17 protein-coding genes and 1 riboswitch are annotated in these 21514 nt (G+C 70.4%); of the genes, 7 read left to right on the forward strand and 10 right to left on the reverse strand.

Features of this window, described 5'->3' with window-relative positions:
* Positions 1-121: 121 nt before the first annotated feature.
* From KK483_RS17530 to hisC, 5 genes are all read right to left on the reverse strand, one after another.
* Positions 122-1975 carry a GAF domain-containing protein gene (locus tag KK483_RS17530; RefSeq protein WP_399014250.1) on the reverse strand — a complete coding sequence of 618 codons (1854 nt, stop codon included), beginning with the start codon at positions 1973-1975 and terminating at the stop codon, positions 122-124.
* Positions 1976-1995: 20 nt separating this feature from the next.
* Positions 1996-5595, reverse strand: coding sequence for a thiol reductant ABC exporter subunit CydD (cydD, locus tag KK483_RS17535; protein WP_262006156.1), 3600 nt, complete (start codon positions 5593-5595; stop codon positions 1996-1998).
* Between the two features lie 46 nt (positions 5596-5641).
* Positions 5642-6643, reverse strand: a complete 1002-nt coding sequence (gene cydB, locus KK483_RS17540) for a cytochrome d ubiquinol oxidase subunit II (RefSeq protein ID WP_262006157.1) — start codon at positions 6641-6643, stop codon at positions 5642-5644.
* Between the two features lie 23 nt (positions 6644-6666).
* Positions 6667-8172, reverse strand: a complete 1506-nt coding sequence (locus tag KK483_RS17545; RefSeq protein WP_262006158.1) for a cytochrome ubiquinol oxidase subunit I — start codon at positions 8170-8172, stop codon at positions 6667-6669.
* 291 nt (positions 8173-8463) lie between these two features.
* Positions 8464-9543: a histidinol-phosphate transaminase gene (gene hisC / locus KK483_RS17550; protein WP_262006160.1), complete on the reverse strand. Its 1080-nt coding sequence runs from the start codon at positions 9541-9543 to the stop codon at positions 8464-8466.
* Between the two features lie 414 nt (positions 9544-9957).
* Here hisC and KK483_RS17555 point away from each other — a divergent pair, with 414 nt between their 5' ends.
* The 3 genes from KK483_RS17555 (at position 9958) to KK483_RS17565 (ending at position 13430) form a co-directional block, all read left to right on the forward strand.
* A complete protein-coding gene (locus KK483_RS17555) occupies positions 9958-11070 on the forward strand; it encodes a LacI family DNA-binding transcriptional regulator (protein ID WP_262006161.1) in 1113 nt (370 codons plus the stop codon).
* A gap of 272 nt (positions 11071-11342) precedes the next feature.
* Entirely contained in the window at positions 11343-12452 is a 1110-nt protein-coding gene (locus tag KK483_RS17560) for a metallophosphoesterase (RefSeq protein WP_262009568.1), read from the forward strand.
* Positions 12453-12599: 147 nt separating this feature from the next.
* Positions 12600-13430, forward strand: a complete 831-nt coding sequence (locus tag KK483_RS17565) for a hypothetical protein (RefSeq protein WP_262006162.1) — start codon at positions 12600-12602, stop codon at positions 13428-13430.
* A 142-nt stretch (positions 13431-13572) separates the two neighbouring features.
* On the opposite strand, the gene thiC is transcribed toward KK483_RS17565, so the two are convergent.
* Positions 13573-15351, reverse strand: a complete 1779-nt coding sequence (thiC, locus tag KK483_RS17570; protein ID WP_262006163.1) for a phosphomethylpyrimidine synthase ThiC — start codon at positions 15349-15351, stop codon at positions 13573-13575.
* Positions 15344-15476, reverse strand: a riboswitch (TPP riboswitch). It overlaps the preceding gene by 8 nt.
* Before the next feature lie 71 nt (positions 15477-15547).
* Here thiC and KK483_RS17575 point away from each other — a divergent pair.
* Positions 15548-16936: a YibE/F family protein gene (locus tag KK483_RS17575; RefSeq protein WP_399014253.1), complete on the forward strand. Its 1389-nt coding sequence runs from the start codon at positions 15548-15550 to the stop codon at positions 16934-16936.
* Between the two features lie 2 nt (positions 16937-16938).
* On the opposite strand, the gene KK483_RS17580 is transcribed toward KK483_RS17575, so the two are convergent.
* The 4 genes from KK483_RS17580 to KK483_RS17595 all read right to left on the reverse strand — a co-directional run bounded on the left by KK483_RS17580 (position 16939) and on the right by KK483_RS17595 (position 19280).
* On the reverse strand, positions 16939-17370 hold the full coding sequence (locus tag KK483_RS17580; RefSeq protein ID WP_262009570.1) for an SsgA family sporulation/cell division regulator: 432 nt from the start codon (positions 17368-17370) through the stop codon (positions 16939-16941).
* Between the two features lie 109 nt (positions 17371-17479).
* Complete coding sequence (locus tag KK483_RS17585; protein WP_262006164.1) at positions 17480-18241, reverse strand: IclR family transcriptional regulator; 762 nt, start codon at positions 18239-18241, stop codon at positions 17480-17482.
* Between the two features lie 325 nt (positions 18242-18566).
* The gene (locus tag KK483_RS17590) at positions 18567-18788 is read right to left on the reverse strand and encodes a DUF5326 family protein (RefSeq protein ID WP_262006165.1); all 222 of its coding nucleotides are present in this window, start codon (positions 18786-18788) and stop codon (positions 18567-18569) included.
* A gap of 174 nt (positions 18789-18962) precedes the next feature.
* Entirely contained in the window at positions 18963-19280 is a 318-nt protein-coding gene (locus KK483_RS17595; protein WP_262006166.1) for a cupin domain-containing protein, read from the reverse strand.
* Positions 19281-19331: 51 nt separating this feature from the next.
* Here KK483_RS17595 and KK483_RS17600 point away from each other — a divergent pair, with 51 nt between their 5' ends.
* From KK483_RS17600 to KK483_RS17610, 3 genes are read left to right on the forward strand one after another with little or no spacing between them, the layout of a single operon-like run.
* Positions 19332-19712, forward strand: a complete 381-nt coding sequence (locus KK483_RS17600) for a phage holin family protein (RefSeq protein ID WP_262006167.1) — start codon at positions 19332-19334, stop codon at positions 19710-19712.
* A 7-nt stretch (positions 19713-19719) separates the two neighbouring features.
* Complete coding sequence (locus tag KK483_RS17605) at positions 19720-20211, forward strand: low molecular weight protein-tyrosine-phosphatase (protein WP_262006168.1); 492 nt, start codon at positions 19720-19722, stop codon at positions 20209-20211.
* A 56-nt stretch (positions 20212-20267) separates the two neighbouring features.
* Positions 20268-21389, forward strand: a complete 1122-nt coding sequence (locus KK483_RS17610; protein WP_262009571.1) for a cystathionine gamma-lyase — start codon at positions 20268-20270, stop codon at positions 21387-21389.
* Positions 21390-21514 lie beyond the last annotated feature (125 nt).

Here is a 21514-nt window from a genome sequence, read left to right on the forward strand (position 1 = left end):
GTACGTCCACCTGGCCCAGTCAGGGCACGGGACCGAGCCGGGCGGCGGCCCGGTCCGGCGACATCGACGTCACGGCCCGTCAGAAACGGCCCGTACCAGGCCGTTCGCACCAGGTGGCCGTTCAGGCTTCCGGCTGATCCTCACCGACGGCCGAGCCCGCGCGCGGCTGAAGAGGCGCCTCCCAGATCAGCGTCGTACCGCCGCCGTCCTCCGCGATGCCCGGCTCGCACCAGCTCGATCCGCCCAGCGACTCGGCGCGCCGCCGGAGATTGCGCAGACCGCTGCGCCGACCGCCCTCCGGAATGCCCACACCGTCGTCCGCCACCGACAGCCGCACCCCGGGCTCGCCCTGCGCGTCATCCCGGGCGCCGTGATCCCCGGCTGCGCCGTCGCCCTGGCCGCCGAGCCGTACGCTCGCGTCGACGACGACCTCGATGCGGGACGCGGCCGCGTGCCGGAAGGCGTTGGAGAGTGCCTCGCGCAGCGCCGCGATCAGGTTCTTGCCCGTCAGCTCCCCGACCACCGTGTCGACCGGGCCGAGGAAGCGGTGCGCGGGCTTGAAGCCCAGGGGCACAGCGGCCATGTTGATCTCCCGCAGCACGCGCGTGCGCAGCCCGGACGGCGCCTCCGCAGGCCCTTGCTGGAGCGCGAAGATGGCGGTGCGGATCTCCTGGATGGTCACGTCCAGTTCGTCGACCGCCTTGCCGACCCCCTCCTGCACGGCGGGCACCCGAGACTTGCGCTGTGCGCTCTCCAGCATCATCCCGGTGGCGAACAGCCGCTGGATCACCAGGTCGTGCAGATCGCGGGCGATCCGGTCGCGGTCCTCGTACACGGCGAGCCGTTCACGGTCCCGCTGGGCCTCGGCCATCATCAGCGCCACCGCGGCCTGTGAGGCGAACTGCGTGGCCAGGGTGCGTTCGGCCTCGGTGAACGGGCGCGCGCCGCGCACCCGCGGTGTGATCAGCGCACCGAGCACCCGGCCGCCGCTGTGCAGCGGCAGCAGCATGCCCGGCCCGTAGTCGCGCATCACATCGGTGATCAGACGCGGATCGGTGGCGGCGTCCGCGACGAACACGGCCTCACCCGCGAGCAGCGAGGCGACGGCAGGGCTCTCCTCCGGGACGACGACGCCGAGCGGCCTGCGCGACTGGGGCCCGGAGGCGGCGACGATCTCCAGCCCGCCGTCGTCGGCCGGGAGCAGCACGAGCCCGGCCGCGGCTCCGGCGAGCCTGCGCGCCTGTTCCGCGACGACGCTGAGGGCGTCGTCCGCGTCACCGCCGGAGAGCAGCGCGGTGGTGACGGCGACGGAGCCGTCGATCCAGCGCTCGCGCTGCCGGGCCGCCTCGTACAGACGGGCGTTGCCGATCGCGATGCCGGCCTCGGTCGCGAGGACCCGCAGCATATGGAGGTCGTACGCGCTGAACTCGGCGCCGCCGACCTCGTCGCCCGCGGACCCGCCGCCCCGTTTCTCCGCCAGATAGAGATTGCCGAAGATCTCGCCCTGGACCCGGATCGGTACGCCGAGGAAGGTCTTCATCGGCGGATGCCCCGGGGGGAAACCGGCGGATCGCGGATCCCGCGTCAGATCCGCGAGCCGGATCGGCTCGGGGTGGTGGATCAGCGCGCCGAGCAGCCCTTTGCGGCCGTCGGGCGGATGCCCGATGCGCCGCGCCACGTCCTCCGTGACCCCGTAGGTCACGAAGTCGGAGAGGCCCTTGCCCTCCTCGCCGACGACGCCGATGGCGGCGTACCGGGCGCAGGCGAGCTCCGCCGCGGTCTCGCAGATCCGGTCGAGGGTGGAGTGCAGTTCCAGTCCCGTGCCGATGGAGCGCATCGCTTCCAGCAGCTGGGGGACGCGGGCCGTGAGCTCGGTGGACAGGCCCTGGAGACTGCGGGTCGCCTGGGTGGCGGCTTCAAGAGGCCCTTCCGGGTGCGGGGGCCCCTCGGGATCCCTCATCTCGGGCGCTGTCATGCCCTTGAGCCTAATAAGCCCTATTTGCCAGGGAAAGTCGACTCCCGGATCGCGCTGTCCGTCCGGCCGACGACACGACGGCCGACGGAACCTCCGCCGAGACCACCGACGGGGCCGAGAACGGGACCGGCCACGAGGTCACCGGCACGCTCGCGCTCCAGCATCCGCCGCAGGGGCCCGTCCACCACCGCCAGCTCCGCGTACGGTCCCCGCTGCACGGTCCGGCCGTCGTCCAGCACCAGGATCTCGTCGACGGACTCGATCCCGCGCAGCCGGTGGGTGATCAGCAGCACCGTACGTCCCTCCGTGGCGGCCAGCAGATCCGCGGTGAGCGCGTCGGCCGTGGCCAGGTCGAGGTGCTCGGCCGGCTCGTCGAGGAGCAGGACGGGGAAGTCGGCGAGAAGTGCGCGGGCGAGGGCCAGACGCTGGCGCTGGCCGCCGGAGAGCCGGGCACCGTGCTCGCCGACCAGGGTGTCCAGACCGGCGGGCAGGCCGTCCGCCCACTCCAGCAGCCGGGCTCCGGCGAGCACCGCGCGCAGTTCGGCGTCGGATGCGTCGGTGCGGGCGAGCCGGAGGTTCTCGCGGATGGAGCTGTCGAAGATATGGGCGTCCTGGGCACAGAGCCCGACGAACCGGCGGACGGTGTCCCCGTCGAGCGCCGCCGCGTCCGTCCCACCGAGGGTGTACGTGCCCGCACGTGCGTCGAGGAAGCGCAGCAGGACCTGCGCGAGGGTGGTCTTTCCGGAACCGGACGCGCCGACGACCGCGATCCGCCTGCCCGCGGTGAGGCTCAGCTCCAGGCCGTCGAGGGCGTCGCGGTCCTGACCCGCGTGGCGCGCCGCGAGCCCGCGGACCTGGAGCGGGAACGGCGAGGCGGGTGCGGGGGCCGGGTGCGACGGCTCGTGGACGGGCGCGGGCGCGTCGAGCACCTCGAAGACCCGCTCCGCACTCCGCTTGACCCGCTGGCGGTACTGCACGGCGAGCGGGAGCCCGGTGACGGCCTCGAACGCGGCGAGCGGGGTCAGGACGACGACCGCGAGTTCGACGCCCTCGATACGGCCCGCGTGGACGGCCATGACACCCGCGTACGCGGCGAAGACGACGGTCAGTCCACAGGCGAGGGCGGAGAGCCCGGCGCCCAGCGCGGTGGCGGAGGCGGTGCGCGAGGCGATCCGGGTCAGCGCCTGGTCGGCCTCCCGCACGGCGGCGAGCCGGCCCTTCAGCGCCCCGGAGACGGTGAGCTCGGCCGTTCCGCGCAGCAGATCGACGACCCGTGCCGCCAGCGCCCCACGGGCCGGGGCGAGCCTGCGCTCGGCCCGGCGGGCGCACGCACCGCTGACCGCCGGGACGGCCACCCCCGCGGCGAGCAGCCCGACGGCGAGCACGGCACCGGCCTCGGGCAGCAGCCACGCGGTGAACCCGACGGCGCCGGTCCCGACGACGACCGCGACGCCCGCGGGCAGCAGCCACCGCAGCCAGTAGTCCTGGAGCGCGTCGACATCGGCGACCAGCCGCGACAGCAGATCACCCCGCCGGGTACGACGCAGTCCGGCCGGCGCGAGCCGCTCCAGCCGCCGGTACACCCCGACCCGTAGATCCGCGAGCATCCGCAGCACGGCGTCGTGCGACACGAGCCGCTCGGCGTACCGGAAGACGGCCCGCCCGATCCCGAACGCCCGCGTGGCCGTGACCGCCACCATCAGATACAGGACGGGCGGCTGCTCCGAGGCCCGCGAGATGAGCCACCCGGACACGGCCATGAGCCCCACGGCCGACCCGAGCGCCAGACTCCCGAGCAGCAGCGCGAGCATCAGCCGACCCCGCAGCTCCCCAGCCATGCCCCGCACCCGCGCCGCCACCCCGGCGCCCCTCTGGCCGCCCTCCGCCGATGCGGTGGCGGGCCCGCCGTCGTCGGCGTGCGCCGGGGACGAGGGCCTCAGGGCGGCGGAGGCGCCGAGGAGTTCCAGGGCGCCCGCGGCAACGGGCGAGTGGCCGGGGCCCAGCTCCACCACCCGGTCCGCGAGCGCCAGCAGCGCCGGCCGGTGCACGACCAGCAACACCGTCCGCCCCACCGCCAGCCGGCGGACCGCCTCCACGATCCCCGCCTCGGTCTCGCCGTCCAGCGCCGCCGTGGGCTCGTCGAGCAGCAGCAGTGGCCGGTCCGCGAGGAACGCCCGGGCGAGCGCGAGCCGTTGGCGCTGTCCGGCGGAGAGGCCCGCGCCGTCCTCGCCGAGGACCGTGTCCACACCCCGCGGCAGCGCGGTCACGAAGTCGTACGCCCCCGCGTCCCGCAGAGCCGCCACGACCTCCGCGTCATCCGCCTCCGGTCGCGCGAGCCGTACGTTCTCCGCGACCGTTCCCGCGAAGAGGTACGGCCGCTGCGGGACCCAGGCGATCGACTCCCGCCAGCGTTCGAGGTCGAGGGCATCCAGAGCCGTGCCGCCGAGCGTCACCCGCCCCTCGGCCGGCGGCACGAACCCCAGCACCACATCCAGCAGCGTGGACTTTCCGACGCCGCTCGGACCCACCAGGGCCACCACTTCGCCCGGCTCGACCACCAACGAGGCCGAGTCGAGCGACGGCTCCGCCCGGCCCGGACGCCGGACCGTCACCCCGGAGAGCTCCAGCCGTACCGAGCCGGCACTTCCCGTGCCCCCGGCCCGCACGGGTGTCTCCAGCACGTCGAAGATCTCCTCCGCCGCCGAGAGCCCCTCTGCCGCCGCGTGATACTGCGCGCCGACCTGTCGGAGCGGGAGATACGCCTCGGGCGCAAGGATCAGCACCACGAGGCCCGTGTACAGATCGAGCTCTCCGTGGACGAGCCGCATCCCGATGCCGACGGCCACCAGCGCCACCGACAGCGTCGACAGCAGCTCCAGCGCGAACGAGGAGAGGAAGGCGATCCTCAGCGTCTTCAGCGTCGCCCGCCGGTACTCCGCCGTGATCGTCCGGATCGACTCGGCCTGCGCCTTCGCCCGACCGAACACCTTCAGCGTCGGTAGCCCCGCCACCACATCGAGGAAATGTCCCGACAGCCGTGACAGCAGCTTCCACTGACGGTCCATCCGGGCCTCCGTGGCCCAGCCGATCAGCACCATGAAGAGCGGAATCAGCGGCAGGGTCACAACGATGACCGCGGCCGACACCCAGTCCTCGGTGACGATGCGCGCCAGCACCGCCACCGGAACCACGACCGCGAGCCCCAGCTGCGGCGTATAGCGCGCGAAGTAGTCATCGAGAGCGTCCACCCCGCGAGTCGCCAGTGCGACGAGCGAGCCGGTGCGCTGTCCGCTCAGCCAGCCCGGCCCAAGCACCGTCGCTCGCTCCAGCAGCCGCATCCGCAACTCACTCTTGACCGCCGCACTCGCCCGGTGCGCCGCGAGTTCGGTCAGCCACGACACGAGTCCCCGGCCCGCGGCGACCAACGCCAGCAGGACCAGTTCCGTCCACAGCCCGGACGCCTCCAGCCCGTGCTGGAACGCCCCCACCACCACCTCGGCGATGAGCATCGCCTGACCGACGACCAGCGCCGCCCCGGCCAGGCCGAGGGCCACTACGGCCGCCATGAAGAAGCGGGTGGCCCTGGCGTACCGGAGCAGACGCGGGTCGACGGGTTTCACGTGAAACATCCCTCAGTCATGGGCCCGACCGGGGGCCCTGCGGAACTCAGTGCGGATCAGCGATGTGCTGTGTGCCGATCCGCTTCCGGAACACCCAGTACGTCCACCCCTGGTACAGCAGCACCACGGGCGTCGCAATCGCCGCACACCACGTCATGATCTTCAGCGTGTACGGGCTCGACGAGGCGTTGGTCACCGTCAGGCTCCACTGCTCATTGAGCGACGACGGCATGACGTTCGGGAAGAGCGTCAGGAAGAGCATCGCCACCGCCGCCGCGATCGTGAGGCCCGACAAGGCGAACGACCAGCCCTCACGCCCCATCTGGTTCGCCCCGACCGCCCCCACGAGCGCCAGGACCGCGACGATCATCGCGACCAGGCTGACCCCGTCGCCCTTCTCCGCCTGGGTCCAGCTCAGGAAGCCGAGCGCGAGCACGGCCGTGATCACTCCCAGGGTCCGGGCCAGCTTCCGCGCCCGCTCCCGGATGTCCCCGACCGTCTTCAGCGCGACGAACACCGCGCCATGGAAGGTGAAGAGCGACAGCGTCACCAGCCCGGCGAGGATCGCGTACGGATTGAGCAGGTCCGCGAAGGTGCCGACGTACTCCATCTCGGCGTCGATCTTCACACCGCGCACGATGTTGCCGAAGGCCACACCCCACAGCACCGCCGGCACCAGCGAGGTCCAGAAGATCGCCTGCTCCCAGTTGCGCTGCCACCGCTCCTCCGGCCGCTTCGCGCGGTACTCGAAGGCGACTCCGCGCACGATCAGGCAGACCAGGATGATCAGCAGCGGCAGATAGAAGCCGGAGAAGAGCGTGGCGTACCACTCGGGGAAGGCGGCGAACGTCGCACCGCCCGCCGTGAGCAGCCACACCTCGTTCCCGTCCCAGACGGGGCCGATGGTGTTGATGAGCACGCGCCGCTCGGGGCGGTCCCGGGCGAGCAGTCTCGTCAGAATGCCGACCCCGAAGTCAAAGCCTTCGAGGAAGAAGTAGCCGATCCAGAGGACGGCGATCAGTACGAACCAGACGTTGTGGAGTTCCATGCCTCAGCTCCCAGTCCTCGGTCTCAGTAGGAGAAGGCCATCGGCCGGTCGGCGTCGCGGTCGTCGCCGCCGATCTTGGTGGGGGGGTTGAGGTCGGACTCGGTGAGCTCGGGAGGACCGGCCTTGACGTACTTCACCAGCAGCTTGACCTCGATCACCGCGAGCACCGCGTAGAGCGCCGTGAAGACGATCATCGAGGTGAGCACTTCGGCCTGGGAGACACCGGGCGAGACCGCGTCACGGGTGCGGAGCACTCCGTACACGACCCAGGGCTGCCGCCCCATCTCGGTGAAGATCCAGCCCCAGGAGCTGGCGATCAGCGGGAAGCCAAGCGTCCAGATCGCGACCAGCCAGTACAGCCTGCTGAGCCTGGCGCCGAGCGGCTGCTTGAAGAGCACGACATGCGGCACCTCGTCCTCACCCACCCTCAACGCGGGTGGCAGCAGGAACTTCTTGCGGGTCATCCAGAGTCCGACCAGGCCGATGGCGAAGGACGCCATGCCGAAGCCGATCATCCAGCGGAAGCCCCAGTAGGTGACGGCGATGTTGGGCCGGTAGTCGCCGGGCCCGTACTTCTCCTGCTCGGCCTTGTTGGTGTCGTTGATCCCGGGGACGTACGACGTGAAGTCGTCGTTGGCCAGGAAGGAGAGCAGGCCGGGGATCTCTATCGCGACCGTGTTGTGGCCCTTGTCCACATCGCCGTAGGCGAAGACGGAGAACGGCGCCGGCTTCTCACCGTCCCAGAGCGCCTCGGCCGCGGCCATCTTCATCGGCTGCTGCTTGTACATGACCTTGCCGAGGAAGTCGCCGCTGACGGCGGTGAGCAGACCCGCGATGACGACGGTGATCAGGCCCAGCCGCAGCGAGCTCTTCATCTCCGGGATGTGCTTCTTGCGCCGCAGATGGAAGGCGGAGATGCCGACCATGAACGCGCCACCGGCGAGGAAGGCGGCCGTGAGGGTGTGGAAGACCTGGGTGAGGGCGGTGTTCTGGGTCAGGACGAGCCAGAAGTCCGTGAGCTCCGCTCGTCCGTTCGCCTCGTTGAACCGGTAGCCGACCGGGTGCTGCATCCAGGAGTTGGCGGCCAGGATGAAGTACGCCGAGAGGATCGTGCCGATCGCGACCATCCAGATGCAGGCAAGATGGATCTTCTTCGGGAGCTTGTCCCAGCCGAAGATCCACAGGCCGATGAACGTGGACTCGAAGAAGAAGGCGATCAGCGCCTCGAAGGCGAGCGGGGCTCCGAACACATCCCCGACGAAGCGAGAGTAGTCGGACCAGTTCATGCCGAACTGGAACTCCTGCACGATGCCCGTGACCACACCCATGGCGATGTTGATCAGGAAGAGCTTGCCCCAGAACTTGGTCGCCCTGAGGTACTTCTCCTTCCCGGTCCGCACCCAGGCCGTCTGCAGCCCGGCCGTCAGTGCGGCCAGCGAGATCGTCAGGGGGACGAACAGGAAGTGATAGACGGTCGTGATGCCGAACTGCCAGCGCGCCAGAGTCTCTGGCGCCAGAGCGAGGTCCACGTCGTCCTCTCCTTACGTCGGCGCGGTCACGACACCATTACCCCTCGCAACCCCGGCGATACCGGGATTTTCAGGGCGAGCTTGTGAACGCGTTCACATTCACAAGCATTATGGCGCATACGAAATCCGCACCCAAGAGGGGGGTCCCACTTCAGCACTCCGGGCTCCCCCGCCCTGGAGGCGAACGCCGGCAGGGCGGGGCCCCGGGGGGCCTCGCGCCCCCGGGGACGGCGTGACGGCCCCAGTGTGGGGCCCCCGGCGCGTAACGGGGCCAGCATGGGCCCAGGGCGGCTACAGCGCCGAGCGGAACGCCTCCGCCGTCTGCAGGAAGACGTCGTTCGCCTCGCACTCGCCGATCGTGACCCGCACACCCTCACCCGGGAACGGCCGCACCACGACCCCCGCCCGCTCGCACGCCGCCGCGAAGTCGACCGTGCGCTCGCCGAGCCTCAGCCAGACGAAGTTCGCCTGGGTCTGCGGCACGGTCCAGCCCTGCTTCACCAGTCCCTCGTGCACCCGCGTCCGCTCGGCGACCAACGAGCCGACCCGGCCGAGCAGTTCGTCCTCGGCCCGCAGCGACGCGACCGCCGCGTCCTGGGCGACCTGGCTGACGCCGAAGGGCACCGCCGTCTTGCGCAGCGCGGCGGCCACCGGCTCGTGGGCGATCGCGAAACCGACGCGCAGGCCGGCCAGACCGTACGCCTTGGAGAACGTCCTGAGCACGGCCACGTTCGGACGCCGACGGTAGATCTCGACACCGTCCGGCACGTCCGTGTCCCTGATGAACTCGCGGTACGCCTCGTCCAGCACCACCAGCACATCGGACGGCACCCGGTCGAGGAACCGCTCCAGCTCGGCCCGGTGCACCACCGTGCCGGTGGGGTTGTTCGGGTTGCAGACGAAGATCAGCCGTGTCCGGTCGGTGACTGCGTCCGCCATCGCGTCCAGATCGTGCACATCGCCCGAGGTCAGGGGCGTCGGCACCGAGGTGGCCCCGCTGATCTGGGTGATGATCGGGTACGCCTCGAAGGACCGCCATGCGTAGATGACCTCGTCGCCGGGGCCCGCGGTGGCCTGGAGCAGCTGCTGGGCCACTCCCACGGAGCCGGTGCCGGTCGCCAGGTGGGACACGGGCACCCCGAAGCGGTCGGAGAGCTCGTTCATCAGCCCGGTACAGGCCATGTCCGGATACCGGTTGAAGCTGCCGGCGGCGGCCAAAGCGCTCTCCATCACGCCGGGCAGCGGCGGGTACGGATTCTCGTTGGAGGAGAGCTTGAACGCGACCGGACCCTCGGCCGCGGCGGGCTTGCCGGGCTTGTAGGTGGGAATGCCGTCCAGCTCTGCGCGCAGCTTGGGGCTCGTCTCGCTCACCGCAGGTCCTCCTCGACCGTCGTCCTCGCGGACGTACACAACAGCACAGCAGTGCCGCTCACCAATACTGCTCACCTTATGAGGATTCCCGGCCGGTGCGAATGGGCGGCGGCAGATCGCCGGGGGAAGCGGCAGATCCCCGGCAGGAGGGGGGGGGAGCGCTCGCCGCCCTTGCACGCGCCGGTGGCTCACTCCGTGGCGCGCGTCCCCCGTAGTGGTGAGTTGAGACCTCTTCGAGACCTCGGGAGCTTGGCAGGTCTATGCCGGTCGACAACCATGAGAGTAGCGCCAGACAGCCCAACTCCCTTTGTTTCCAAGGCAATTGACCATCACTCGCCATGCAGAAACGTGCCTGTCAACGGCTGCATATGCGACCGGCCCAACCGCTCGACATCCCCCTACTATCGGCTCGCCATGACAGCAGCAGGGAAGCACCAGGTGAGCCGGACGGAAACATCCCGCCGGAGCAGCCGGCAAGGTCGGGCGGGCATCCGGGACGTCGCCGCCGCAGCCGGTGTCTCCATCACGACTGTCTCCGACGCACTCAACGGCAAGGGAAGACTCCCCGACGCCACGCGCCGCCACGTGCGCGAGGTCGCCGACCGGCTCGGCTACCGGCCGTCGGCCGCGGCCCGCACGCTCCGCACCGGCAAGTCGGGACTCATCGGCCTGACCGTGACGACGTACGGGGATGAACCTTTCACCTTCACCGAATTCGCGTACTTCGCCGAGATGGCGCGTGCGGCGACCTCGGCCGCGCTCGCCCGCGGCTACGCGCTCGTCATCCTGCCCGCCACCTCGCGCCACGACGTCTGGTCGAACGTCGCCCTCGACGGCACCGTCGTCGTCGACCCCTCCGACCACGACCCGGTCGTCGCCGAACTGGTCCGCCAGGGCCTGCCCGTCGTCTCCGACGGCCGTCCGGCACCCACCCTCCCGGTCACCGCCTGGGTCGACAACGATCACGAAGCCGCCGTACTCGACCTCCTCGACCACCTCGCCGCCGCCGGCGCCCGCCGGATCGGCCTGCTCACGGGCACCTCCACCGACACCTACACCCGGCTCTCGACCACCGCGTACCTCCGCTGGTGCGAGCGGGTCGGCCAGGACCCCGTCTACGAGGCGTACCCCGCGCACGACCCCTGCGCCGGAGCCGTCGCCGCCGACCGGCTGCTCGCCCGCCCCGACCGGCCGGACGCCGTCTACGGCCTCTTCGACCCCAACGGCACCGATCTGCTCGCGGCGGCCCGGCGGTACGGGCTGCGCGTCCCCGACGACCTGCTGCTCGTCTGCTGCAGCGAGTCCACGGTCTACACCAACACCGACCCACCCGTCACCACCCTCTCGCTGAAGCCGCGGCGCATCGGCACCGCCGTCGTCCAGCTGCTCATCGACGCGATCGAGGGGGCCGACGGCGGCCGGCCGGTCGAGCAGGTGATACCGACGGAGCTGATCGTGCGTGCGTCCTCGCAGCGCCGCTCCCCGCGGACGACGGTGAGCCACCCGCGATCGCCTGCCCCGGAGTAGACCCGGGCCCGGCACGCGCCCGGACCGAGCTCGGCACGAGCCCGCCCGGGCCCGAGGGGCAGGCCCAGGAGCGGGCCCGAAACGCGGTCCGAACTGGACAAGGGACTGGACTGGACCAGCCCAATTGGGGCGAAACAGGCCGTGGACCGGGGGTGTACCCGGATTCAGCACCCCTGGTGCGTCACACAGCACGATCCGCATTCCTATGATGGGCGCACGACACCGCGGGCCGCCCCGACCAGGCCGGTCCGACGGTGCAGGGCGGCGCGACGGTGGTGGAGGGGTCGATGACTCAGGGGGCCGGTCCGGGACCCGTGGTGCGTACGGCGACGTTGCGTGACTTCCGCGTGCCTCCGTACGCGCAGGTCCCCGTGCAGTCGGAGGCCCCGTCCTACGAGCACGTCCTCGACCACCCGGGGAACGCCGTCCCGGACGACGAGCTTCCGGAGGGGTACACCCCGACCGAGCGCGACCTACCGGTGGTCAACCGCCGCGAGGACACCGTGCAGGTGACCGTCGAGCCGGTGGAGACGGAGGCCCCCGCGCCGGACGGCCTCGGCCCGCTCTACGTCGTCGGCGACGTCCACGGCTACCTCGACGAGCTCGTCGCCGCGCTCGGCGAACAGGGCCTGATCGACGACGAAGGCCACTGGTCGGCGGGGAACGCCCGGCTGTGGTTCCTCGGCGACTTCACCGACCGCGGCCCCGACGGCATCGGCGTCATCGACCTCGTCATGCGGCTCTCGGCCGAGGCCGCGGCCGCGGGCGGCTACTGCAAGGCCCTGATGGGCAACCACGAACTGCTGCTCATCGGCGCCAAGCGCTTCGGCGACACGCCCGTCAACTCCGGTGCCGGCACCGCCACCTTCCAGGCCGCATGGCTGCTCAACGGTGGCCAGAAGAGCGACATGGACCGCCTCCAGGACGTCCATCTCCAGTGGATGGCCCGGCTGGACGCGGTCGTCGAGGAGGACGGGCATCTGCTGCTGCACTCCGACACGACCGCCTACCTCGAGTACGGCACGACGATCGCGGACGTCAACGACAAGGTCCACGAGATCCTCAACCGGAACGACGCCGACGAGTGCTGGGACCTCTTCCGCAAGTTCACCAAGCGCTTCGCCTTCCGTGACGAGGACGGCCCGCAGGCCGTGCGCGACCTGCTCACGGCCTACGGCGGCGGGCGCATCGTCCATGGCCACAGCCCGATTCCGTATCTCCTGGGCCAGGTCGGCACCGAGGACGCGGCGGACGGCCAGGGCGGCTCCAGCGCCGTCGTCGAGGGCCCGCACGTGTACGCGGACGGGCTCGCCATCGCGATGGACGGCGGAGTGACCATGGCCGGAAAGCTGCTGGTGTGCCGGCTGCCACTGCATGGCTGAGCCAATCCGGGGCAGGCGATTTCCGGAAACCCCCTGTCACCCCGTGCATTAACCGCTCTACCATCGGCTTATCCGTAGCAGGCTCTCCTCCGTTTCTGCCCAACCGCCCACACACGCGGGCAATCCGGCCCTACGGAGCATCGGGGGATGCACATGAACAGCGCTCCGCACCTGCTGACCGAGGACCGCGCCGACTACGAGCGCATCCTCGACGACGCGCTGCGCAACGCACACGACCGCCCGGATCTCGCCGCCGTCGGGAAGCGGCTCAACGCCGAGCAACTGCGCACCATGGCCCTCAACGCCACCGCGCTGATAACCAGCGCCGCGGCAGCGGAGTACGAGCACTTCGTGAAGGTCCGGGAGGAGCTGCGCTCGCCCTCCGCCTCATCCGTACGGAGCTCGGTGCTGGGCGCGGCGGCCAGTGGCACGGCCGACTCGTCCGCCGGGGCCGGTTTCGGCGCCGTGCTCACCGTCCTGGCGCCGGTCCTGGCGGGCACGGCAGCGGTGATCTTTCTGCTCGTGGGCTACACCCTGAAGGCGCTCAGCCCTGAACCCTCCTTCGCGGAGACCCTGCTGACGGCCGGCTGGTTCTTCGGGGCGCTGACGGCGGCGGGGCTCCTGGCCGCCGCGATCGGTCTGCTGATCACCGCCCTGCGCAACGGCGCGACGCAGCTGCCCGCGGAGGAACCGGGCGGTGAACTGCCCGACGAAGTGGCCCGCGCCCGGGAGGCATGGCGCCACGCGCTCCTGGAGCGCGGTGTCGTCCCGTTCCTGCGCGCCGCCCTCGCCGACCCCAGCGCCGACCCGGCCTCCCCCGGCCCGCCCCGCCGGATGAACCGGATCCCCAAGGTCGGCTACAGCGGACCCGACTTCTCCAGCCCCAGCGAGGGGTCCTCGACCACTTCCCGCCCGACGTTCACCAGCCCGGACTTCACCAGCCCGGACTTCGGCCCTCCGGAACACCAGCCGGAATAGCCGACAGCAGCGGGGGCCACCGGGGACCGTCGGCTCTCGCCATGGTCGCCTCAGTCCCTGCCGCTGTCGGCGGCGGCGCTACCGCCGTCGAGCGGTGGAGACCCGGACGGGGCCTCCACCGCGCACACGGACCGGCGCCGGTTCAGTCCGCGATCGGCAGGTACACCCGGCTCCCGGCCGCCGCGAACTCGGCGGACTTCTCCGCCATGCCCGCCTCGATCTCGTCGGCCTTCAGCTCGCCGCCGTGCTCGCGCCTGATGTCCTGCGAGATCTTCATCGAGCAGAACTTCGGCCCGCACATGGAACAGAAATGCGCGGTCTTGGCCGGCTCCGCCGGCAGTGTCTCGTCGTGGAACTCCCGTGCCGTGTCCGGGTCGAGGGCCAGATTGAACTGGTCCTCCCAGCGGAACTCGAAGCGCGCGTCGGAGAGGGCGTCGTCCCACTCCTGCGCGCCCGGGTGCCCCTTGGCAAGATCGGCGGCATGAGCCGCGATCTTGTAGGTGATGACGCCGGTCTTGACGTCGTCCCGGTTCGGCAGGCCCAGATGCTCCTTGGGCGTGACGTAGCAGAGCATCGCCGTGCCCCACCAGGCGATCATGGCGGCGCCGATGCCGCTGGTGATGTGGTCGTACGCGGGAGCCACATCGGTCGTCAGGGGCCCCAGGGTGTAGAAGGGAGCCTCCTCGCAGATCTCCTGCTGGAGGTCGATGTTCTCCTTGATCTTGTGCATCGGGACGTGCCCCGGGCCCTCGATCATCGTCTGCACGTTGTGGCGCTTGGCGATCGTGTTGAGCTCCCCGAGGGTCCTCAACTCGGCGAACTGCGCCTCGTCGTTGGCGTCCGCGATCGAGCCGGGCCGCAGGCCGTCGCCGAGCGAGTACGTGACGTCGTACGCCGCGAGGATCTCGCAGAGCTCCTCGAAGTTCTCGTACAGGAACGACTCCTTGTGGTGCGCGAGGCACCACGCGGCCATGATCGAGCCGCCGCGCGAGACGATGCCGGTCTTGCGGCGGGCGGTCAGCGGCACGTACCGCAGCAGCACGCCCGCGTGGACCGTCATGTAGTCGACGCCCTGCTCCGCCTGCTCGATGACGGTGTCCTTGTAGATCTCCCAGCTCAGCTCCTCGGCGCTGCCGTCGACCTTCTCCAGCGCCTGGTAGAGCGGGACGGTGCCGATCGGCACGGGGGAGTTGCGCAGCACCCACTCGCGGGTGGTGTGGATATTGCGGCCGGTGGAGAGGTCCATGACCGTGTCCGCGCCCCAGCGGGTCGCCCAGGTCATCTTCTCCACCTCCTCCTCGATGGAGGAGGTCACGGCGGAGTTGCCGATGTTGGCGTTGACCTTCACCAGGAACCGCTTGCCGATGATCATCGGCTCGGTCTCCGGGTGGTTGACGTTCGCCGGAAGGACCGCCCGCCCGGCGGCGATCTCCTCGCGCACGACCTCGGGCGAGACGTTCTCCCGGATCGCCACGTACTCCATCTCCGGCGTGACCTCGCCACGGCGGGCGTACGCCAGCTGCGTCACGGCCTGTCCCTCGCGGCCCCGGCGGGGCTGGCGCGGGCGGCCGGGGAAGACCGCGTCGAGGTTGCGCAGCCCGCCGCGCGGCGAGGTGTGCTTGATGCCGTCGTCCTCGGGGCGGACGGGACGGCCGGCGTACTCCTCGGTGTCGCCGCGACCGATGATCCAGTTCTCCCGCAGCGGCGACAGCCCGCGGCGGACGTCGGTCCCGACGTTCGGATCGGTGTACGGCCCGGACGTGTCGTACAGGGTCACGTCCTTGCCGTTGGTGAGGTGCACTTGGCGGACGGGCACCCGGATGTCGGGGCGCGAGCCCTCGACGTATCCCTTGTGCCAGCCGATGGACTTCCCGGCCTCGGACGAACTGGAGGCAGGCGTGCGCGTGTCCGATGTGGTCATGAGACCTACTCCCTACGCCGGCATTACCCGGTAACAGGTTCGGCGGTCGGCGCAGCTTTCCCGTACGGATGTACGGAGGTCAGCGCCCTCTCAGCCCGGTGCTCCGAGCTCCCGCGTGTGCAAAGGTCCCACCACGCTAGCGCCATATCGGGCGTGCTGAACAGTGGGCCCCTTCCGTTCTTGCGATGATCGGTCGGTGACTTCCTCGCAGCAGAGCCCCGAACCGGACGGCCGCAGGCCCGGCAGCACGGACGGCCGGGCGGACGACCGGGCCGCCGACCGCTCCGGCATCCACGACCACGGCCATGCGCACGGTCATGGCCCGGCCGCGCCCGTCTCCCGCCACCTCCAGCGGGTCATCGCCGCGGTGCTGATTCCTTTCGCCACCGCCGTGGCGGTGGGGCTCGTCGTCCTCTGGCCGGGCGGCGCACCGGGCCACGAGCGCACGGGTGTCGGCTTCGACCGGCAGACCGAGTCGGCGAAGGTGGTGGAGGTCGAGCAGGTCCCCTGCGAGGACGTGAACGCCGGGCAGGTGCCCCCGACCGGCGACACCTCGACGCCCGAGGGCCGGGAAGCGGTCAATTCCCAGCAGGGCACGTGCGGGAAGGCGACCGTCGAGGTCACGAGCGGCAAGGACGCGGGCCGTACGTTCACCGAGATCGTGCAGCCGGACTCGACGCGCCAACTGCACGAGGGCCAGGGCGTCGTGGTGGCGTACGCGCCCGACGCACCGCGCGATCTGCAGTACTCGGTCGCCGACGTGGACCGGCAGTTCCCGATGACGCTGCTCGCCGGGATCTTCGCCATCGTGGTCGTCGCGGTGGGGCGGATGCGCGGGGTCATGGCACTGATCGCGCTGGTCATCAGCTTCGCCGTCCTGACGCTGTTCATCCTGCCGGCGATCCTGCAGGGCTCGAATCCACTGATCGTGGCCGTCGTCGGGGCGAGCGCGATCATGCTCATCGCCCTGTACATGTGCCACGGCCTGTCCGCCCGTACGTCGGTCGCGGTGATCGGCACACTGATCTCGCTGCTGCTGATCGGGCTGCTCGGCTCGCTCTTCATCGGCTGGGCGGCGCTGAGCGGGAACACGGACGACAACACCGGTCTGATCCACGGCCTCTACCCGGGCATCGACATGTCCGGTCTGCTTCTTGCGGGCGTGATCATCGGTTCGCTCGGTGTGCTCGACGATGTGACGGTGACCCAGACCTCCGCGGTCTGGGAGCTGCACCAGGCGGATTCGACGCTGGGACCGCGCGGGCTCTACCGGGCCGCCATCCGGATCGGCCGCGACCACATCGCCTCGGTCGTCAACACACTCATCCTCGCCTACGCCGGTGCGTCGCTGCCGCTGCTGCTGCTCTTCTCGATCGCGGAGTCCGGCGTGGGCACGGTCGCCAACAGCGAGCTGGTGGCGGAGGAGATCGTACGGACGCTGATCGGCTCGATCGGCCTGGTCGCGTCCGTACCCGTCACCACCGTGCTCGCGGCCCTCGTCGTCTCCGCCGACCGCCCGGCGGGCGCCGCCGGCGGGGCGGCAGCGGCAGTACGGGGCGGAAGGGGCCGGCGCCGCAAGCGCTGACCTCAGCCGGCGTTCTCCGCGAGGATCCGGCCGAGCGCCTCCTCCAGGTGGTCCTCGAAGTCGCCGAGCGTGCGCTCCTGCCCCAGCGGAACGAGTTTGTCGGTCCGGTCGAGGAAGGCCACCAGGGGTGCGGCGCCCGCCCGGAACAGTGCCCGGTCGGCCCCCACCTGGAGCCGGATGCAGACGTCGGACAGCCCTGCCGGCTCAGTCGGCGCGATGTGCACATCGCCGTCCCCGCTGGGCGCGTTGATGCCGTCGAGCAGCAACTCTCGGCCGAAGGCCCAGGTCACGGGCGCGTCACCAGGCAGGTGGAAGGTCATACGGACCGCGTATGGATCCCCCGACTCATAACGGAGTTCCACCGGGATCCGGAACGAGAGCTCCTCGGAGACCAGGAAGCTCATCAGGACCTCGGCCTGAACCGACTCGCGCATCATGTACCCCGCATACCCCGCTGTTGATGAAAACGGCCAAGAATGATCCCCCTTGGCACTCTGCACGCCATCGTGCTGCAGTCACCAGGAGATCACAAGGAGTGATTTTTCAGATACTGATAGAGAAGGCGAACGAACTCAGCAGACTCCCGATACCGCTGCGCAGCTGTTCAACGGCCGGCAGCAGCCGCTCTTGCTGATGGAGAGGGAGGGAAATCGCTATGGCGGCGGCCGTGGAACCGGCAGTGATCGGAATTGCCGCACAAACGGTGCCGAGAGCATATTCCTGTCGCTCGACGAGCGGTTGCATCCGGCCCGTCGAGCCGAGCCGCTCCAGCAGGACGCGCCGGTCACGGACCGTGTACGGCGTGATCGCCTGGACGGGGTGACGGTCGAGGTGGTCCTGGCGCGCCTTCTCGTCGAGCTGACTCAGCAGGCACTGGCCGATCGCATGCGCATGGCCGGTCTCGCGGAAGTCGGCCCATTCGTCCACGGCGGGTGCGTACGGAGTGTCCGCGACGGCGACGAGTTCGATCTCACCCTCGCGGTAGACGGCGAAGTAGACGGGCACGCCGATGGCGTCGCGCCAGTGGACCAGGGCGTCCTCGATCCTGCTGCGACGATTCTGCAGCGCTCCCCCGACGGCGAGCCTCAGGGCCGCCTCACCGAAGACGAACACGCCCTTCTCGCGCCGGAGATAGCCCTCGTGCGTCAGGGTCCGCAGCAGATGGTAGGCCGTGGGAAGCGGAAGTCCCGCTTCGCGCGCGAGCTGCTTGGCGGGGGCCCCGGCCACGTGGGAGCCCACGGCCTCCAGCAGTCTCAACGCCCGCTGCACGGACCCGATCAGGGTGGGTGCGGCGGTCGCCGTCACCGGAACAGGAACCGGCGCTGGAGCGGTGGCTGGAGCAGGAGCCGTAGCTGTGGCCAAAGGTCACCCCCGGGCGTGGTGACGGGCGCGCGCGCCCGCCTGCGGGGGCCGCCCCCGCGCACCCACCGCGCTCCTTGAGGGCGGCCCCGGGACGATCTGGATTCACGCCCAGAAATAGCCCGGGAAGTCGTACAAACCGCTGATCACTGCGATCGTCGACCCGTGATTCCCAGGGGACGGCAGGCATTTGCCACTCTAATGGCAGCCTCCGTTCGGGCACCCCGTTTCGACGTCACCGTTCCCCCGAGCGGGCTAACGTGCGTACGCGCTACCAATCCCGGTCCGACGACGAGGAGGACCCGGTGAACTTCCGTACGAGATAGACGAGTCCGCCCACGAGCGCGACGAAGACCAGCACCTTGAAGAGAAGTCCGATCACGAACCCGATCACGCTGGCGACAAGCCCGCCGAAAACGACGATGGCGATCAAGGGAATCGCGACCCACTTCACCCACCACGGCATCCCCGCCAATATCTCCTGCACCGCCATCGTCCTACCTCGCTTCTGAGAGTTGCCCGGGGTCTTCCGGGAGCCGCCGGGTCTTTCCGAACCGCCTGGGAGCCGTCCTGGTTCCGATGCTAGGGGCGGGTGGGCGCCGACGGGGGCTCCGCAGCCCTTGAACCTCCCTGACCCGCCCCCTAGGGAACCCTGGCACCCCGCGGGTCAGCCCTCGGGGGGAGAGAAGACGACCATGACCCGAAGGTCCTCGGTGATGTGGTGGAACTTGTGGGCGACCCCGGCCGGGACATAGACGACGCTGCCGCGGCCGACCTGTGTCGTCTCCATCCCGACGGTGATCGACGCGCGGCCGCTCACCACCAGGTAGATCTCGTCCTGGCCGTGCGGCTGCTGGGTGTCGAGCTGGCCCGCGTCGAGGGCGTACAGGCCGGCCGACATGTTCCGCTCGCGAAGGAACTGCAGGTACGCCCCGTCGTTGGCGGCGCGCTCCGCCTCCAGCTCGTCCAGTCGGAATGCCTTCATCGTCCGTCCGCCCCTGCCATTGGTCCGATCACGTCTGCCACGATCAGACACATGAAGAATTTTGTAGTCAAGACGATCGCGAATGCCGGGGCCCTCGCCGTGGCAATCTGGCTGATCCAGGACATCACGCTCACAGGCGACAACACCGGCAAGAAGGCCCTGACACTGGTCCTCGTCGCACTGCTCTTCGGTCTGGTGAACTTCTTCGTGAAGCCCCTCGCGAGGCTGCTCACCCTTCCGCTGTTCGTGCTCACGCTCGGACTGTTCACACTCGTGATCAACGCCCTGATGCTACTGCTGACCTCGTGGCTCGCCGACAAACTGGGGCTGAACTTCCATGTCGAGGGGTTCTGGACGGCGGTGCTCGGCGGACTGATCATCTCGATCGTGTCCTGGGCGCTGAACGTCGTGCTCCCCGACGACAAGAGCTGAGGACCGTATGTCCTTCGCGATCTGCTTTGTCTGCACCGGCAACATCTGCCGCTCACCGATGGCCGAGTCCGTCTTCCGCGCCCGGGTCGCGGACGCCGGGCTCGACGGTCTCGTCGTGGTGGACAGCGCCGGCACCGGCGGCTGGCACGAGGGCGACGGCGCCGACCACCGCACCGTCTCCGTCCTGCGGGCGAACGGTTACGAGTCCGGCCACGTCGCGCGGCAGTTCCACGCCGGCTGGTTCGAGCGACTCGATCTGGTGATCGCCCTCGACGAGGGCCATCTGCGCGAGCTGCGCCGGCTCGCCCCGACGGAGGCCGACGCCGCGAAGGTGCGGCTGCTGCGCTCGTACGATCCGGCCGTGCGGGGCGATCTCGACGTGCCCGACCCGTACTACGGCGGCATGGACGGCTTCGAGGAGTGTCTGGAAATGGTGGAGACGGCGAGCGAGGGCCTGCTCTCCGCGGTGCGCGAGATCGTCGAGGAGCGAGCGGCATGAGCGAGGGACCGATCGCGGACGGACCGATCGCGAACGGGCCGGTCCCGGATCAGCCCATGGGTGAGGGAACACGGGCCGTACGGGCCGGTCTCCCGGAGGCTCGGAAGTACGAACCGACGCTGCCGGGGCCGGTGTTCGCCGCCCATTACCACCTGCCGGGCGAGCCGACGGGACCGTACACGTACGGCCGGGACGACAACCCGACGTGGACGCTGCTGGAACGGGCCATCAGCGAGCTGGAGGCGCCGGGGGCGAAGGGGACCGAGACCGTCACTTTCGCCTCCGGGATGGCCGCGGTCTCCGCGGTGCTGCTGTCCCAGGTGGCCTCGGGAGACGTCGTCGTACTCCCGGACGACGGCTATCAGGCGCTGCCGCTGGTGCAGAAGCAGCTGGAGGCGTACGGCGTCGAGGTACGGACCGCGCCGACGGGCGGCGACGCGCAGTTGGAGGTGCTCGACGGGGCGAAGCTGCTGTGGATCGAGACGCCGTCCAACCCGGGGCTCGATGTGTGCGACGTGCGGCGGCTCGTGGACGCGGCGCACGCCGGTGGCGTCCTGGTCGCCGTCGACAACACGCTCGCGACACCGCTCGGCCAGCGCCCGCTGGACCTGGGCGCGGACTTCGCCGTGGCCAGCGGCACCAAGGGGCTGACCGGACACGGCGATCTGCTGCTCGGCTACGTGGTGTGCCGGGACGCCGCGCTCGCCGCGCGGGTACGGCACTGGCGCAAGGTCGTGGGCGCGATCCCCGGCCCCATGGAGGCATGGCTCGCCCACCGTTCACTGGCCACGCTGCAGCTGCGCAGCGACCGTCAGTGCGCGAACGCACTCGCCCTCGCGCGGGCGTTGGCCGGGCGTGCCGATGTCTCGGGGCTGCGCTATCCGGGCCTCCCCGAGGACCCCTCGCACAAGATCGCCGCGGGGCAGATGCGGCGCTTCGGCTCGGTGGTGTCCTTCACCCTGCCCGACCGTGCGTATGCCGAGCGCTTCCTCGCGGAGCTGCGCCTCGTCGATGACGCGACGAGCTTCGGAAGCGTCCGCTCCAGCGCCGAGCGCCGGGGCCGGTGGGGCGGTGACGCCGTAGCGGAAGGCTTCATCCGATTCTCGGCGGGGGCGGAGGACACACAGGACCTGGTGGCGGACGTGCTGCGCGCTCTGGGCGCGGTGGCGGCTGCCTGACGGGGCCGGTCCGCGTGACGGGCGAGCCCGGTGATGCCGACGGCAGGACGGTCCGAGCCTCCCCCCTCGTGGCTCGGACCGTCCTGTTTTCCGGCTCCACGCGCGGAGACCTCTTCGATTCCACG

It is taken from the genome of Streptomyces sp. FIT100 (assembly GCF_024584805.1).
In the GTDB taxonomy this organism is placed as follows: domain Bacteria; phylum Actinomycetota; class Actinomycetes; order Streptomycetales; family Streptomycetaceae; genus Streptomyces.